Source organism: Kitasatospora sp. NPDC058478 (assembly GCF_042720345.1).
In the GTDB taxonomy this organism is placed as follows: domain Bacteria; phylum Actinomycetota; class Actinomycetes; order Streptomycetales; family Streptomycetaceae; genus Kitasatospora.
In genome coordinates this window covers 1-15,796 of sequence record NZ_JBHXML010000066.1, presented here as the reverse complement: position 1 = coordinate 15,796, position 15,796 = coordinate 1, and the positions used below count along the sequence as shown (strand labels likewise).

General features: G+C 71.9%; 13 protein-coding genes. 6 read left to right on the top strand and 7 right to left on the bottom strand.

Annotated features, from left to right (window positions below; translation table 11 throughout):
- The first annotated feature begins 37 nt into the window (after positions 1-37).
- From ACFWPT_RS30905 to ACFWPT_RS30885, 5 genes are all read left to right on the top strand, one after another.
- Positions 38-1,696 carry an ABC transporter substrate-binding protein gene (locus ACFWPT_RS30905; RefSeq protein ID WP_380485793.1) on the top strand — a complete coding sequence of 553 codons (1,659 nt, stop codon included), beginning with the start codon at positions 38-40 and terminating at the stop codon, positions 1,694-1,696.
- Between the two features lie 73 nt (positions 1,697-1,769).
- Positions 1,770-2,729 (top strand): ABC transporter permease, encoded by a 960-nt coding sequence (locus ACFWPT_RS30900; RefSeq protein ID WP_079136532.1) that lies wholly within the window; start codon positions 1,770-1,772, stop codon positions 2,727-2,729.
- Entirely contained in the window at positions 2,726-3,580 is an 855-nt protein-coding gene (locus tag ACFWPT_RS30895; protein ID WP_063352389.1) for an ABC transporter permease, read from the top strand. The genes ACFWPT_RS30900 and ACFWPT_RS30895 overlap by 4 nt, the downstream gene beginning before the upstream one ends.
- Positions 3,577-4,551 (top strand): ABC transporter ATP-binding protein, encoded by a 975-nt coding sequence (locus tag ACFWPT_RS30890; RefSeq protein WP_380485790.1) that lies wholly within the window; start codon positions 3,577-3,579, stop codon positions 4,549-4,551. Before ACFWPT_RS30895 ends, ACFWPT_RS30890 begins: the two co-directional genes overlap by 4 nt.
- A gap of 109 nt (positions 4,552-4,660) precedes the next feature.
- Entirely contained in the window at positions 4,661-5,458 is a 798-nt protein-coding gene (locus ACFWPT_RS30885; RefSeq protein ID WP_380485788.1) for an ABC transporter ATP-binding protein, read from the top strand.
- 140 nt (positions 5,459-5,598) lie between these two features.
- Here ACFWPT_RS30885 and ACFWPT_RS30880 read toward each other — a convergent pair whose 3' ends face one another.
- A complete protein-coding gene (locus tag ACFWPT_RS30880; RefSeq protein WP_380379047.1) occupies positions 5,599-6,243 on the bottom strand; it encodes a TetR/AcrR family transcriptional regulator in 645 nt (214 codons plus the stop codon).
- A gap of 144 nt (positions 6,244-6,387) precedes the next feature.
- Between ACFWPT_RS30880 and ACFWPT_RS30875 the strand changes: the two genes are divergently transcribed.
- Positions 6,388-7,578 (top strand): agmatine/peptidylarginine deiminase, encoded by a 1,191-nt coding sequence (locus ACFWPT_RS30875; protein ID WP_380379048.1) that lies wholly within the window; start codon positions 6,388-6,390, stop codon positions 7,576-7,578.
- A 234-nt stretch (positions 7,579-7,812) separates the two neighbouring features.
- Here ACFWPT_RS30875 and ACFWPT_RS30870 read toward each other — a convergent pair whose 3' ends face one another.
- The 6 genes from ACFWPT_RS30870 to ACFWPT_RS30845 all read right to left on the bottom strand — a co-directional run.
- A complete protein-coding gene (locus ACFWPT_RS30870; protein WP_063352396.1) occupies positions 7,813-8,157 on the bottom strand; it encodes a tRNA-binding protein in 345 nt (114 codons plus the stop codon).
- A complete protein-coding gene (locus tag ACFWPT_RS30865) occupies positions 8,157-9,059 on the bottom strand; it encodes a 2OG-Fe dioxygenase family protein (protein ID WP_380485786.1) in 903 nt (300 codons plus the stop codon). Before ACFWPT_RS30865 ends, ACFWPT_RS30870 begins: the two co-directional genes overlap by 1 nt.
- A 363-nt stretch (positions 9,060-9,422) precedes the next feature.
- Complete coding sequence (locus ACFWPT_RS30860; protein WP_380485784.1) at positions 9,423-10,586, bottom strand: alpha-hydroxy-acid oxidizing protein; 1,164 nt, start codon at positions 10,584-10,586, stop codon at positions 9,423-9,425.
- A gap of 364 nt (positions 10,587-10,950) precedes the next feature.
- Positions 10,951-14,187, bottom strand: a complete 3,237-nt coding sequence (locus tag ACFWPT_RS30855) for a BTAD domain-containing putative transcriptional regulator (protein ID WP_380485782.1) — start codon at positions 14,185-14,187, stop codon at positions 10,951-10,953.
- 9 nt (positions 14,188-14,196) lie between these two features.
- Positions 14,197-15,138, bottom strand: coding sequence for a DUF4184 family protein (locus ACFWPT_RS30850; protein ID WP_380485780.1), 942 nt, complete (start codon positions 15,136-15,138; stop codon positions 14,197-14,199).
- Positions 15,139-15,527: 389 nt separating this feature from the next.
- Positions 15,528-15,796, bottom strand: a 269-nt coding sequence (locus ACFWPT_RS30845; protein ID WP_380485778.1) for a RidA family protein, incomplete at its 5' end; no start/stop codon positions are given.

Sequence of the window (15,796 nt, the reverse complement as noted above, 5' to 3'; positions counted from 1 at the left end):
GCCGGACCCCCGTTGAGCCCGGAAGAAAGAACCCTCGATGCCACGAAGCCAGCGCCCGGAGCACAGATCCCCGCACCGCCGCTACGCCCTGCCGGCCGCCGCCCTGGCAGCCTTCGCCCTGGTCGCCGCCTGCGCCGGGCCGCCGAAGACCGGTGACGGAGGCAGCGGCGACCAGGCGTACAAGCTGTCCGCCGACACCCCCGCCGCCAAGGGCCAGCTCGACTCGTTCAGTTGGGCCCTGTACGCCGAGCCGCCGACCCTCGACTACATCTCGGCGTTCGACTACCCGCAGAACACCATCCTGTCCAACGTGTGCGAGAGCCTGATGCGGTGGACCCCGCAGCTGACCCTGGCTCCCGGGCTCGCGGCGAAGACCACCAGCCCCGACCCCACCACCTGGGTCTACGACCTGCGGCCCGACGTGCACTTCCACGACGGCGGCGTGCTGACCGCCGACGACGTGGTGTACAGCCTCGGCCGGCAGATGAACCCCGACAACGCGGCGGCCTGGGCCCAGCAGTTCCAGAACGTCAGCACCGTCACCAAGAGCGGCCCGCTCCAGGTCACCGTCAAACTCAAGCAGCCCGACTCGCAGTTCAACCAGTACATGGCCACGGCCGCGGGCGTCGTCGCCTCCAAGGCCGGCATCGAGGCGGCCGGCAAGGACTACGGCACCTCCGGCAGCCTGGACTGCACCGGCCCCTACCAGCTCGGCTCCTGGAACAAGGGCCAGTCCATCCAGCTGCGGCGCTTCGACGGCTACTGGGGCACCAAGGCCAAGTCCGCGAAGGTCGACTTCCGCTTCCTGACCGACCCCTCGGCACGCGTCAACGCCATGATCAGCGGTGAGGCGGACGGCGGCTACCTGATCCCGACCGAGAGCTACGACCGCCTGAGCAAGAGCGGCGTGGGCACCCTCTACTTCGGCGAGGGCCTCAGCACGGTCAACGTCAACGTCACCAACATGAAGGGCGTGCTCGGCGACGTCCGCGTCCGCAAGGCGCTGTCGCTGGCCCTCGACCGCTCCGGCTTCGTGCGCACCGGGCTCGCCGGCGCCGGCAGCGCCACCGGCTCCCTCACCTCCCGCGCGGCCTGGGCCGCGGCGCCGCCGGACGTCAAGAAGGAGGCGTTCGAGGGGCTCACCCCGACCGCCCCGGACATCGACCGGGCCAAGGCCCTGGTCAAGGAGGCCGGCGCCACCGGAAAGACCGTCACGGTCGCGACCAGCTCCATCGGCCAGGACGTCTCGCTGCTGGCCACCGCCGTCCAGTCGGCCGGCGCCAGGATCGGTCTCGACGTCCAGCTCAAGACGATCGCGCCCAACGCCTTCACCGCGCTGTTCACGGACGCGAAGGCGCGCGAGGGCATCGACATGTTCCCGGAGACGTACTACGACTCCATCACCGACCCGCTGGACCTGCTGGCCAACTTCAAGACCGGCGCCTACCAGAACTTCGCCGGCTACAGCGACCAGGCCTACGACGACCTGGTCGACAAGGCGACCGCCGCCGCCGACCCGGCGGAGCGCTTCACCCTCGAAGCGCAGCTCCAGAGGACCGCGTCCGACCAGCTGCTGTGGATCCCGGTCGCCGAGTGGCCCACCGCCATGTTCCTCAACAAGAGGATCACCGGCGCCCCGACCACCATCTCCTACATGTACTACCCGTGGGCGGCCGACGTGGGTTCGGCCCAGTGACGTCTCCCGGATCCACCGTGCGGCGGCCGGTCCTCCCGGCCGCCGCCCCGCCCCCGGACGTGAGGGCTTCCACGTGAGTTTCCTGCGCTTCACCGCACGACGGCTGGCCGAGATGGCGGCCACCCTCCTCGGCGCCTCCTTCGTGATCTTCGGCGCGATGTACCTGGCGCCGGGCAACCCGGCCAGCTTCCTGCTCTCGGGCCGCTCCGCCTCCCCCGAGGCACTCAAGGCGATCAACGACCAGTACCACCTGGACGAACCGTTCCTGCTGCAGTACCTGCGCTGGCTCGGCCAGATCGTCCACGGCGACTTCGGCCGCTCCATCACCTACCGCACCGACGTGTCGCGGCTGCTGGCCGACCGGCTGCCCGCCACCCTCCTGCTCGTCACCATGGCCCTGCTCCTGGTCGTCGCCATCGGCGTGCTCCTCGGCTGGATCGGGGCCGTCCGAGGCGGCGCCGTGGACTCGACCATCCTGGTCGCCACCACCGTGGCCGTCGGCACCCCGTCCTTCGTCGCGGCCGTCCTGCTGCAGGGCCTGTTCGCGGTGAAGCTCGGCTGGTTCCCGACCGGCGGCACCGGCGACGGACTCGGCCAGATGCTCTGGCACCTGGCCCTGCCCGCCGTCGCGCTGGCGCTCTACCTGATCGGCATGCTCGCCCGGGTCACCCGCGCCGCGATGCAGGAGGTCCTCGGCCAGGAGCACGTCACCGTGGCCCGCAGCCGGGGCGTCGCCGAGCACGAGGTGATCCGCCGGCACGTGTTCCGCAACGCCCTGGGCACCGTCCTGACCACAGGAGGCCTGATCGTCTCCACCCTGCTGGTGTGCACCGTCCTGGTCGAGTCCGCGTTCAGCGTCGGCGGCATCGGCCAGCTCCTCGAACTGTCCACCACCACCAAGGACTTCCCCACCGTGCAGGCCATCTCCCTGCTCATGGTGGGGCTGTTCATGGCGGTCAACCTCGTCGTCGACCTGCTGCACCCGCTGGTCGACCCCAGGGTCACCCTCGCGCCGAAGAGGTCCGCCGCATGAGCACCACCGTCCTGCGCCGCCCCGGCCTCGCCCGCCTGCGCACCGCCCGAGCACCCCTGTACCACCTCTGCCTCGGCCTCGTCGCCGTGGTCGTCCTGGTCGCCGTGCTCGCCTCCTGGCTCGCCCCGTACGACCCGAACGCCGTCGACCTGGGCAACGCCCTCGCCGGCCCCTCCGGCGACCACCTGCTCGGCGTCGACGCCGCCGGCCGCGACACCCTGTCCCGGCTGATGCTCGGCGCCCGCACCTCGCTGCTCGGCCCGCTCGGGGTGGTCGCCTTCTCCACCCTGGCCGGCGTCGCCATCGGCGTCACCGCGGCCTGGCGGGGCGGCTGGCTCGACTCCGTCCTGTCCCGCTCCACCGAACTGGTCTTCGCCTTCCCCGGCATGCTGCTGGCGATCCTGATCGTCGCGGTCTACGGCGAGGGGCTGATCGCCCCGGTGATCGCCCTCGCCATCGCCTACCTGCCCTACGTCAGCCGCCTCAGCCGCTCACTCGTCCTCGCCGAACGCTCCCGCCCCTACGTCGAGGCCTACCGCGTCCAGGGCCATTCCGGGCTCCAGATCTGCCTGCGCCACATCATCCCCGGCATCGCCCCCGTCGTCCTCGCCCAGTCCACCATCAACTTCGGCTACGCCCTGATCGACCTCGCCGGCCTCTCCTTCCTCGGACTCGGCGTCCCGGCGCTCACCCCCGACTGGGGCCGCATGGTCTTCGACGGCCAGACCGCCATCCAGCACGGCTACCCCCTGTCGGCGATCCTGCCCTGCGTCGCCATCGTGCTGACCGTCGTCGCCTTCAACGTCGTCGGCGAACGCTGGGCCGACCAGGTCGCAAGGAGGGACCGTTGAACGTCCTCGACATCCAGGGCCTGCGGCTGCGCCTGCCCGGCACCGCCCGGCCCGTCCTCGACGGCGTCGACCTCACCGTCGACGCCCGCGAGACCGTCGCCCTCGTCGGCGAATCCGGCTCCGGCAAGAGCCTCACCTCCCGCAGCGTCCTCGGGCTGCTGCCGCGCGGCGCCACCACCGAGGGCGTCGTGCGCGTCAACGGCGACGACGTCCTCACCATGAGCCCGGAACAGCTGCGCCGCCTGCGCACCGACACCGCGGCCATGGTCTTCCAGGACCCGCGCGCCTCCATCAACCCGCTCCGGCGCATCGGCGACTTCCTCACCGAGACCAGCCGCCGGGGCCCCGGCGGGGCCGACGCCGCCGCCGGACGGGCCGCGGAGATGCTGGCCGCCGTCGGGCTCCCGGAGGCCACGCTCGGCAAGTACCCGGGGCAGCTGTCCGGCGGCATGCTGCAACGCGTCATGATCGCGGGCGCGCTGATGGGCGACCCCGCCCTGATCCTCGCCGACGAGGCCACCACCGCGCTGGACGTCACCACCCAGGCCGAGGTCGTCGCCCTCCTCGGCGACCTGCGCGAACGCTTCGGCACCGCACTGGTCTTCGTCACCCACGACCTCGGACTCGCCGCCGCCATCAGCGACCGCGTCTACGTCATGTACGCGGGGCGGATCGCCGAAACCGGGCCGGCCGCGGCCCTGTTCGAGCGGCCGCGCCACCCGTACACGGCCGCGCTGCTCGCCTCCACCCCCCGCCTGGACTCCCCCCGGGGCAGGCTGGCCGCCATCGGCGGCAGGCCACCGAGCCTGCGCGAGGACCTGACGGGCTGCCCCTTCGCCGCCCGCTGCCCGCTCGCGACCGAGGTGTGCACCGAGCGGGCGCCGGCCCTGCTGCCGCTCGCCGACGAGCCGGCCCGACGGGCCGCCTGCCACCACGGCGACCGCGTCGCGGAGGTGACCGCCGATGCCTAGGAGCACTGCCGACGGCCCCGCCACGCCCGGCCCCAGCACGCCCGGCCCCGCCACGACCAGCCCCGCCACAACCAGCCCCGTCACGACGAGCCCCGGAGGAGAACCAGCGATGCCGAAGACCGTCCTGGAGGCCGTCGGTCTGCACCGCGCCTACGGGAGCGTCCAGGCGGTCGACAACGTCTCCTTCACCCTGGCCGAAGGCGGATCGCTGGGCATCGTCGGCGAGTCCGGGTCGGGCAAGACCACCACCGCCCGGATCGTCGTCGGGCTCGAACGGGCGGACACCGGGCGGGTCCTGGTGCACGGCCGGGACCGCACCGAGCACCGGCGCGGCCGGGCCCACCGGCTGGCCCGCGCCCGCGAGGTCCAGATGGTCTTCCAGGACCCGTACCTGTCCCTCGACCCCCGCACCAGTGTCGGCGCCGCGCTGCGCGAAACGCTCAGGCTGCACTTCCCCGACGCGGACCACCCCCGCCGGATCGCCGAACTCCTCGACCAGGTCGGCCTCGGCGAGCGCGAGGCCGAGGCCCTGCCCCGCCAGCTCTCCGGCGGCCAGCGCCAGCGCGTCGCCATCGCCCGCGCGCTGGCCGTCGAGCCCGCCGTCCTCGTCCTCGACGAGGCGGTGGCCGCCCTCGACGTCTCGGTGCAGGCGCAGATCCTCAACCTGCTCGCCGACATCCGCGAACAGACCGGCATCGGCTACCTGTTCATCACCCACGACCTGGGCGTCGCGCGGTGCGTCACGGACGAGGTGGTCGTGATGCGGCACGGCCGGATCGTCGAGTCCGGCCCCACCGCCGAGGTCCTCGCCCGCCCCCGGCACGCCTACACCCGGCTGCTGCTCGACTCCGTGCCCAGGCCGGGCTGGGACCCGCGGTCCATCGCGGACGCCCGCCGGGCCCTGTAGCCGGGCCCTCCGGACTGTCGGACCCTCCGGACTGCCGGGGTCCCGCGGGGTCGGCGGACTCCACGGGGCCCCGGTGTCGTTCGGCCCGCGGGCGGACGACGGGCGGACGACGGGCGGACGACGCCGGGGCGCAGGGCGTGCTACGCCGTCCCGGCTGGTGCTCCGGCGAGCGCGCGCACCAGCGTCCCCAGCACCGTTGCCGCGTCCACGTTCGAGTCGAGGGACTGGATGGCCGCGAGGCCGTCCACCGCCGCCGCGACCGCCTCGCCCAGGGGTCGCGGGTCGATGCCGCCGCCCCGCTCGTCGGCGAGCACCTGGAAGAGCCGGACGAAGCACGACCGCCAGCGCAGGTACTCCTGCTCCAGACTCCCCCGGACGCGTTCGTCGTTGAGGGCGTGCCAGTGCAGGGCCGCGTGCAGGTGCGACAGGTCCGGGCTCTCGCCCCGGGTCAGCAGGCCGATCACGCGCTCGGCCCGCTCGGCGAAGTCGCCGGGGCCGTCCACCGCTTCCTCCAGCGGGGAGATCCACTCCGGCCGGATGTCCTCGATCACCGCGACGATCAGATCGGTGCGGTCGCGGAAGTGGTAGTGGCACATCCCGTGCGAAACGCCGGACAGCGCGGCGACGTTGCGCGTGGTGAAGCGCCCGGCGCTCTCGCCGGCCAGCAGGGTCCGGGCGGCGGAGACGAGCCGTGACCGGGTCTGCTCCCCCTTGGCCGACGAGCGCGTGCGCCCCTGCGGTACCACGGGGGCCGCCTGCACCTGTTCCTTCTCGCCTGTCGCCATGGCGCAACTCTAGGACGTCTCCGGCCAGGCCCCCGCTCCAGGAATCTTCGTCCGATCCTGCGCAAATAATTGACCGAGCGCTTGGTTAGTTCTACCTTTCGAGTCAATCCCGTTGCTGAGACGGGCAGTTGACCGGAGGACCCGATGAACGATCACGTCCCGAGCGAGTCCGGCCTGGGCAGACCCGGCCTGGACAGACGACAGTTCCTCACCGCGGCCGGCCTCACCGCAGCCGGCCTGGCCGTGACGTCAGCGGCAGGCTCCACCGCCGCCGCGGCCGGCCTCCGCAACTCCCGCGACTCCCGCAGCGAGGGCACCGCGCTGTCGGGTGCGTTCGCCGTCCCGATCGACGGCGCTCGGCACACCCGGACCTGGATGGCCTGGCCCGACAGCACCGCGATCTGGCGCAGCCAGCTCAGCGGCGTCCAGTCGAACATCGCGCTGATCGCCAAGACCATCGCCAAGTACGAGCCGGTCGTCATGTGCGCCAACCCCGCGAGCGCCGCCAAGGCCCGCTCCCTGTGCGGCTCGTCGGTCACCGTGATCACCACGATCCCCGTCGACGACTGCTGGATGCGCGACACCGGCCCGGTCTTCCGCACCAACGGCCCGGGAGCACTCGACGCCGTCGGCCTCAACTTCAACGGCTGGGGAAACCGGCAGACCCACGCCAACGACGCGCTGGTCGCCCAGCGCATCGCCGCCTACGTCGGGGTGCCGTTCACGGCTGCCGGTCTGATCACCGAAGGCGGCGCCATCGAACAGGACGGCGCCGGCACCCTGATGGCCACCCGCAGCAGCATCGTCAACGACAACCGCAACCCCGGGATGAGCCAGGCGCAGATCGAGGCCGCGATGTGCCAGGCCTACGGTGCGTCCAAGGTCATCTGGTTCACCGGCATCAGGAACCAGGACATCACCGACGACCACGTCGACGCCACCTCGCGCTTCCTCGCACCCGGCGCCGGGCTGGTCCAGATGCCGCTGGCGACCGACAACGACGCGTGGGCGAACGACGCGCGCGAGCAGTACCAGATCCTGTCCGCCGCCACGACGGCCGCAGGCGGTCCGACCGCGGTGACCAAACTCCAGGGCCCGGACTACTACAAGATCCGCTCCACCAACCAGAACTTCGTCGCCTCCTACGCCAACTACTACGCGTGCAACGGCGCCGTGATCTCCGCCCAGTTCGGTGACAGCACGGCCGACGCCGCCGCCCGGGCGACCCTGGCCCGGCTCTTCCCCGGACGCACCGTCGAGCAGCTCAACATCGACTCCCTCGGCGCCGGCGGCGGCGGCATCCACTGCGTCACCCAGCAACAGCCCGCCGTCTGACACACGTCAGCAACACGTGCGTGGCATGCGCGGACGGAGTTTTGAACGATCGGTGCAGGACCCGGCCGGCAGAGGTGCGCAGGAAGAGGTTCTTCACCCTCCACGAACGGGACCGAGCCAGCCGGTCGGGAGGCCCGGGGGAATCTCACCCCCGGGCTCCCGCAGAGTGACGTCAGGCCGATCCTCCGCAGCGTCCCCGGCCCGGTTGTCCGGCCGGTCACCTGCCGATTCGCGTCAGAGCAGCCGCGCTCCCGGCTTGACCTCCCGGTCCGGGGCGATCAGGACCACGTCGCCGCCACCCTCGCCCGGCACCCCGAGGACGAGGACCTCGGACATGAAGTCCGCGACCTGCCGGGGCGGGAGGTTCACCACGGCCATCACCAGGCGGCCTTCGAGGTCGTCGAGCGCGTACAGGTCGGTGATCTGGGCGCTGGACTTCCGAACGCCCAGATCACCGAAGTCGATCCACAGCTTGTACGCGGGTCGGCGGGCGCGCGGGAACGCCTCGGCGCGGACGATCCGGCCCGCACGGATGTCGACGTTCAGGAAGTCGGTGATCGTGATCTCGTCCGCCGCCATCAGACCGCCACCGAGGGAAGCAGTTCGACCGACATCGGCAGGGCGGAATGGCAGGCGAGGGAGTCGTGCGTGTGGGAGATGTGACCCTCCATGGCGGGCTTCCGCGTGAAGAAGATCAGCATGTCCCTGGTGGAGGTCTGCTGCGGGTCGGCGGCGACCACCGGGGAGAGGCTGTGCTTCCGCTCGTGGTCGACGACCAGCATGGTGTCGAGGAAGTGGCGGTGCTGGTACTGGCCCACGACGAGCTCCGGTTCGACCTCGTCCCAGCGGACCGCGTTGATCTGCCGCATGTCGTGGAGGAAGGTGATCGCGCTGTCGGCGGTCATGTTCTCACTGCCGAGCAGGGTGGTCATGGTGTGGTCCACGCCGTCGCTGTGCACCCCTTCGAGGGCGGGCTCGCCGACGAGTTCGGGCGTGGTGACGGTCCGCAGGTTGAACAGGGTGCACACCCAGCCGGGGTAGTCGTAGTCCAGCTTCGGGCGGTGCGCGATCTCCACGTCCTGGACCATGAACGCCTTGAACAGGAGCAGCCCCTGGAAGGCCCGGTTCAGCTGGAGGTCGTCACCGACCTCCGCGAACTCACGCTTCTTTCCGGAGTCATGCCGTACGAAGTCCTCGTCGGCCGACAGCGCGAACGGCTGGAACTCGCCCCGGTCGACCGTCCCGTTCTTCACGTCGAAGTGGAAGCGTCCGTTCTTCGACTGGCGGAAGGGGAGGGTGGGATCGTCCGGCAGGTCGTCACTCACCCGCTGGAGCTGGGCCAGGTCGGCGTCGGTGGCGCCGAGCCCCTTCAGCAAGTCGGCCATGCGCTCTCCGGGGACGAAGGCCGAACGCTGCTCGACGTACTCCTTCTTGATCCGGGTCAACTCGGCTATGACCTGGTCGAAGTCGTTGGTGTTCATAAGATGGATACTCCGTTTCGGTTCAGGGGACGACTCCCCGCGGGACCTCTCGTGTCATTGGCGACGTCCGCCCGGGGTGGAACCGATCGCCTCCGACGAGAAAAACCTATGGGCCGCTGATCAATGATCAGTCAACGATAGATCTACGTGCGCGACATGGCTGATTCAAGGTCTTGACTGTTCCACGAACCCGTAGATCACAGTCAAGTGACGATCAGTCATCCATATGACTTCCTGACGGTCAAGGCCGACCGCAGGGATCCGGCCAGGACCGCTTTCACCCCAACCGGGTTCAAGTAGTTCGGGGAAGTACGGACCGCATCGCCACCGAATACGTGTCGTGAATTTCGGACGCCGTCCGCCTCAGAGGCGTACCAGCGCCTCGCGGGTCAGATCGGCCAGGGTCGGGTAGCCGTCGACCGCCATGAGCAGGTCGGCCTCCGCCAGCAGCGAGCGCAGCACGTGCACGATGCCGTCCTCGCCGCCGAGCGCCAGCCCGTACGCGTACGGGCGGCCGACGCCGACCGCGGTGGCGCCGAGGGCGAGCGCCTTGACCACGTCGGCGCCGCTGCGCACCCCGGAGTCGAAGAGCACCGGCAGACTGCCCGCCGCCTCGACCACGGCGGGCAGCGCGTCCAGGGCGGGCAGGCCTCCGTTGGCCTGGCGGCCGCCGTGGTTGGAGCAGTAGAGGCCGTCGACGCCGCCGTCCCGGGCCCGGCGGACGTCCTCGGGGTGACAGACGCCCTTGAGGATGATCGGCAGGTCGGTGAGCGAGCGCAGCCACGGCAGGTCGTCCCAGGTCAGCGGGTTGCCGAAGATACCGGCCCACTCCAGGATCGCCGCACCCGGATCCTCCTCGGGGGCCTTGGCCAGGCGGGCCCGGAAGACCGGGTCGGTGAAGTAGTTCGCCAGGCAGTGGCCGCGCAGCTGGGGGAAGTTGGACGTCGCGAGGTCGCGCGGACGCCAGCCGGTGATCCAGGTGTCCAGGGTGACCACGATGCCCTGGAAGCCGGCCGCCTCCGCGCGGTGCACCAGGCTGGCGGCGAGGTCGCGGTCGGTCGGGGTGTAGAGCTGGAAGAAGCCGGGCGTGTCGCCGAACTCGGCCGCGACCTGCTCCAGCGGGTCGACGGTGAGGGTGGAGGCCACCATCGGCACACCGGTGCGGGTGGCGGCCCTGGCCGCGGCGAGGTCTCCGTGGCCGTCCTGGGCGCAGAGGCCGATCACACCGACCGGCGCCAGGAACAGCGGCGAGGGCAGGGTGTGGCCGAACAGGTCGACGGTCAGGTCGCGACGGGCGGCGCCGACCATCATCCTGGGGTAGAGGCCCCACCGCTCGAAGGCCCGGACGTTGGCGCGCTGGGTGTGCTCGTCCCCCGCGCCGCCGGCCACGTACGACCAGATCGACGGGGGGAGGGCGGCCTGCGCCCCGGCCTCCAGCCCGGCGTACGTCATCGGCAGGGCGGGCAGCACCCCGCGCAGGCCGTCGAAGTAGATCTCGTTCTGGTAGTCACCGAACTGCTGGGCCATGGTTCCCAACCTCCTGCTGGTGTGGCGCGGTGTGGTGTCCGTGTGCGTGTGCGTGTGCGGGAGTGACGGAAGTGACAGGAGTGACGGTTGCGTTGATCTGATGTCTACCGACCCCTGCGAGCGTTCGGACGTCTTGCCATAGGTACGTAGGGAGCGTCAACGTGTTTCGAACGATAGTTGTCCGTACGGCTGTTGCCGGTGCGGCCGTGCTGGCGCCGGTGGTGGGCGCTGTTGCCGTGGGCGCGGGGGCCCCCGTGCGGCAGGGCTCGCCGACCGAGCCGTCGGCACAGGCCTGCGGCGGGTCGGCCGACGTGCACTGCCTCTCGGGGCACATCACGTGGAACGGGACCGGTCTCGTCATCCGCTACCGGGGGTGAGGAGTCCGGTCGGCGGTCGCCAGGGCGGCCAGCATCGACGTCACGTCGGCGGCCTCCGGGGCGCTGAGGCGGCTGAGCAGTAGACGCGCCTTCGCCTCCTGATGCCGGGCGGCGTGGTGGTCGCCCCGGGCGGTCATCGCGTGGGCCAACACCAGGTGGGCGAGGGCGCGTTCGCGCTGTCGCCCACCTTCTTCTGCGAGGTCCAGTGCCCGCTCCGCCTGCTGCACGGCCTCGTCGAGCCGTCCGAGCAGGCGCAGGACGTCGGCCAGGCGGCTTCGGGCGGCCGACTCCCGGTTGAGATCGCCGGTGACGCCCGCGCAGCAGATACAGGACTGCAACTGCGCCGCGGCGTCGTCGAGTCGGCCCAGCTCCTGGTAGGCGAGGCCGAGGACGTAGTGCACGTACGCGGTCATCGCGACGTCGGCGGTCCCCCCGGGCTCGGCGAGGATCCGCTGACAGGTCTGCACCGCCGTGGCCGCGTGACCGGTGCGGATGCGGGACAGGGCCGCGTTCGCGGTGCTCGCCACCTCGCCGGACCGGTGGCCGAGCTGCCGGGCGAGCACCACCGCCTCGTCGAAGGCGGCGATCGCCTCCTCGTGCCGGCCCTCTGCCTGGGCGATGAGGCCCAGGTCGTTGAGGGCTTGCCGGAGAACGGCCGGGTCCTCCGCCTCCCGGCAGGCTTCGGCGGCCTGCCGGGCCTGTGCGCCGGCCTCGCCGAGCCGGGCCCGGGCCAGCAGGACCGTGCCGAGGAGGAACCGCGACCGGCCCTCCGCGCAACGGTCGCCGGCCGCGACGGCGGCGGCGATCAGCGTGCGGGTGGCGTCTTCCGCCCGGCCGCCCACGGCGCCGAGGCCGAGCGGGCTGAGGGCGATCAGCAGGTTGACGGCCGCGCGCAGGTCGGTCCCCGCCGAGGGCCGACCGTCGGCGATGACGCGCAGGGTGTCCGTCGCGACGGCGGCCGCGAGCGCCACGGCGCCGGGTGTCTCGGTCCGGGCCCACCGGCGGGCGTCCGCCAGATCCGCGAAGACCGGGGAGACCGGGGAGACCTGAAAGACCGGGGCGATCTTAGCGCGCAAGGAAGCCGGGGCGGCCGGGGGGCGGCCAGGACGGGCGGCCGGCTGCTGGAGCGGCTCGCCGAAGACGTCGGCGACCGGGTCGCCGGGTACGGCGAGGGTGAAGGCCGTGCGGGCGCAGCCGAGCAGATGGGTCAGCAGCCGCTGCTGGGCGCCGGCCCGTTCGTGGTCGCCGGTCCGCAGCGACGCCCGGCGGGCGAAGGCGCGCACCAGGTCGTGGTAGCGGTAGCGCCCGGCGCCCATCGACTCCAGCAGCGCCTGGTCCACCAGCGACTCCGCGAGCCGCTCCGCCTGGTACTCCGCCAGGCCCAGGACTGCGGCTGCCGATGCCAGACCGAGGTCGGGCTCCGCCCAGGAGAGCATCCGGAACGCCGTGGCCAGGGGTGGTGGGAGCAGCCGGTAGCTGAGCTCGAAGACCTGCTCGATCGCCAGGTCGCCCGTGCGGAGGGCGTCGATGCCCTCGCGGTCGTCGGCCAGGCTCCGGACGAGCTCGGCGATCGGCTGGTCCGGGGTGGCGGCGAGCCGGGCCGCGGCGATCCGTACGGCCAGCGGGAGCCGGCCACAGGCATCGACCAGCATCCTGGCCTGGGGGCCCTGTTCGGACCGGCGTGCCGCACCGATGACCGAGTCGAGCAGGCCGATCGCCTCGGGCTCGCTGAACACGTCCAGCGCGACGTGCAGGACCGACGGCACGCTGGTGAGCACCGTGCGGCTGGTGACGATGACCGCGCAGTCCGACGAGCCGGGCAGCAACGGCTGGATCTGGGCCTCGTCGCGTGCGTTGTCCAGGAGGATGAGCAGCCGTCGTCCCGCGCTGGCGGTCCGGAACAGTGCCGCCCTGCTTTCGAGGTCCTTGGGCACAACTGCCGCCCGCACGCCAAGCGTTGTCAGGAAGTCCGCCAGGATGTCGGACGCGTTCGCGGGCACCAGGTCGGCGCCGCGCAGATCCGCGTACAGCCGGCCGTCCGGGAAGTCCGGGCGCACGGTGTGGGCGGCTCGCACCGCGAGGGTCGTCTTCCCCACCCCGGCCATCCCGGTCACGGTCACCAGTCGCAGTGCGGGGCTGGTCCGTCCGGTCGGTGCTTGCCCGGTCAGTGCTCGCCCGGTCAGTGCTCGCCCGGTCAGCGCTTGCCCGATCCGGGCGACGTGCTCCTGACGTCCGATGAACTGTGGTAACACCGGCGGAAGTTGGTCCAGGTTTTCGCGATCGGCCGCACTGTCGGCGCCACAGTCGGCGTCTCGGTCGACCGCGCTGCCGGCCCGGCGGTCGGCCGACTCGGGCGGTAACGGTACGTCTGGGCGTAAGTCCGGACCGGGTGCACCGGTCCTCGATCGCATGGCGGCATCCACACCGAGATCGTGACACAACTCCGTGAGCACGGGCGCCGGTTCGATCCCCAGCTGCTCCACCAGCCGTAATCGGAGCGCGTCGTAGACCGCGCGCGCCTCGGACGTGCGGCCTTGCCGGTGCAGCGCGCGGATGAGCAGTTCCTGTAGGCGCTCGTGGAGCGGGTGGTCACCGGCCAGCTGCTCCAGCTCCGGCAGGTAGCCGGAGGGAACGTCGAGCGCCGCGTCGAGGGCTACGTCAGGGGCTACGTCGAGGGCTACGTCAAGGGCTACGTCGAGGGCGAGGCGCTCCTCCAAGAGGGTGAGGCGCAGCCTCGAAAGCCTTTCCCGCTCGCGGCACATGAGCGGCCCCGGCAGGCCGGCGAGCGGCTCCCCGCGCCACTGGGTCAGGGCTTCTCCCAGTGCGTTCCGGGCGTCCTGCGGCCGCTCGGCGGCGCACGTTCCGGCCAGCTCCTGCAAGCGCTTGACCTGCCACACATCCACGCGGTCCGGCTCGACGGCCAGACGGTAGCCGCCCGTTCGGGAGATCAGCACCGTGGGCGCCGTGCGCAAGGGCTCTAGCAGATTCCGCAGCTGCCACACGTAGGTGCGCAAGGTGGTGTCGGGCGCACCGGGCGGCTGGTCTCCCCAGAGGTCGGCGATCAGCTCGTCGACCGTCACGACCGTGTTCGGGCGCAGCAGCAGGGCGGCCAGCACCGACCGCTGCTGCGGGCCGCCGAGGTGCAGGTCCGTGCCGGCGCGCCGGACCCGCAGCGTGCCGAGCAACGCGAAGCTCAGCGAATCCTGATCATGATCTGGACGCACGTGTTCCCCTCATCCGGTTGGCCGGGTGCCGAACCGGCCATCAGCCTCTGCCTGGTGTTCCGATTGTCGGTGAACGGACCCGCGTTCTCCCTGCGGGCCCAGGCATACTGTGTCAACTCTGACCCTGCAAAGGCGGGTTGCCGTGAGGGCGCGCCGACTCCACCACATGAGGACGTACAGGGTCAGGCTGCCGATCAGGCCGGCGCCCACGCCCTTCGCCGCGTCGGACAGCACCCCTTCGATCACGGCGCCCAGCGGGAGCCCGTCGGTCGCCGCCTCCGGGCCGGCGAGCCACCGCCAGGCGTGGGCGACGGCTCCGACGACCGCGACCAGGGCCATGGCGAGGAGGACGGGGCGCCGGAGCGCGCTGCCGGGCTTCGTGCGGCCCTCACCGGCGAGGAGGCGGGCCCGCCTCGGCCACCCGTACACCGCGATGGTGGCCAGCCCGCCGATCGTGCTCGCGTGCTGCAACGCCCGCGCCCAGGTGAGGCTGCCCACCAGCGTGGAGTTGAGCCAGGGCGTACGGGTGACCACGAAGCCGTCGAAGTGGGTGAAGGCGTCCCAGACCAGGTGCGTGGCGATGCCGATCAGGGCGGACAGCACGATCCACCCGGCTCGCCGCGCCGGCGCGCCGGCAGTGCGGAGCCGCCGCGACGAAGTGACGGGCGTCGGCACCGGCAGCAGGGACGCCAGCGGGCGATGGCCTGCGCGGAGCAGCGCCCACAGGGCGAGGGCGTACGGCAGGGCGACGGTGACGGCGCCCGGGGCGCTGTGCGAGGTCGTGGCGTTGACGAAGGGTTCGTACCAGGACTGCGCGCTGACGGGCAGTCCCGTGGTGACGACGAAGTAGGGCAGGTCCGGTGCGACGGCTCCGGCGACCAGCGCGGCCCGGCTGAAGGGCCTCCGCAGCAACGGCAGTACAGCCGCGGGGTGGGCCAGGGTGAACGGCATGAGCATCCTCTCGCGCAGACCCCAATAGTCCGTCGAACGGAATGCTACGTCAAACGGACTAATGGCCTCTGGCGGACGCGCCGCGCCATCCCTTGCTGTCCGTACGGGCCGAAGCGCGCAGGTTCCGAGATTCCTGGACGAGATCGCACTCGAACCCGCGTGGGCTACCGCGGTTGGCTCGGCATCCGACCCTGCTCCGGATCCTCGACACGGCCGCCACCGACGAGGGCCCGTTCCTGCGGGTGCTGTTCCTCAAGCCGCGGCCCCGACACCGTGGAACGACGGCTGTGCGCGGCGGCCCGGGCCGTGTGAGCGGTCCGCGCCGGCTCGGACGGCGGCGGTACGGCGAGGGGTCCCACCGGCCGGTGGGACCCCTGCGCGTGGGTGGGTCAGCCCGCTGCCCCCGCCGTCGGCCGGACGGCGACCGCATCGATCTCGAAGAGCATCCCCGGCAGGGCGAGCGAGGCGACCCCGCTGAGCGTCTGCGCGGGCAGCCGGTCGCCCCAGGCCCCGGCCAGGGCCTTGCCGAGGACGGCCAGCTTCTGCGGGTCGTGGTCGACGATGTACGAGCCGAGCCGGACCACGTGCTCGAAGCCGAGGCCGACCCCGGCGAGCGCGGTGCGCAGGTTGGCGAGGGCGAGCTCCGCCTGGGCGGCGA

Excerpts from the sequence above, each read along its gene's own strand:
- ACFWPT_RS30905 (WP_380485793.1), top strand. The coding sequence starts at position 38 with ATGCCACGAAGCCAGCGCCCGGAGCACAGATCCCCGCACCGCCGCTAC.
- ACFWPT_RS30895 (WP_063352389.1), top strand. The coding sequence starts at position 2,726 with ATGAGCACCACCGTCCTGCGCCGCCCCGGCCTCGCCCGCCTGCGCACC.
- ACFWPT_RS30885 (WP_380485788.1), top strand. The coding sequence starts at position 4,661 with ATGCCGAAGACCGTCCTGGAGGCCGTCGGTCTGCACCGCGCCTACGGG.
- ACFWPT_RS30880 (WP_380379047.1), bottom strand. The coding sequence starts at position 6,243 with ATGGCGACAGGCGAGAAGGAACAGGTGCAGGCGGCCCCCGTGGTACCG.
- ACFWPT_RS30875 (WP_380379048.1), top strand. The coding sequence starts at position 6,388 with ATGAACGATCACGTCCCGAGCGAGTCCGGCCTGGGCAGACCCGGCCTG.
- ACFWPT_RS30870 (WP_063352396.1), bottom strand. The coding sequence starts at position 8,157 with ATGGCGGCGGACGAGATCACGATCACCGACTTCCTGAACGTCGACATC.
- ACFWPT_RS30865 (WP_380485786.1), bottom strand. The coding sequence starts at position 9,059 with ATGAACACCAACGACTTCGACCAGGTCATAGCCGAGTTGACCCGGATC.
- ACFWPT_RS30860 (WP_380485784.1), bottom strand. The coding sequence starts at position 10,586 with ATGGCCCAGCAGTTCGGTGACTACCAGAACGAGATCTACTTCGACGGC.
- ACFWPT_RS30850 (WP_380485780.1), bottom strand. The coding sequence starts at position 15,138 with ATGCCGTTCACCCTGGCCCACCCCGCGGCTGTACTGCCGTTGCTGCGG.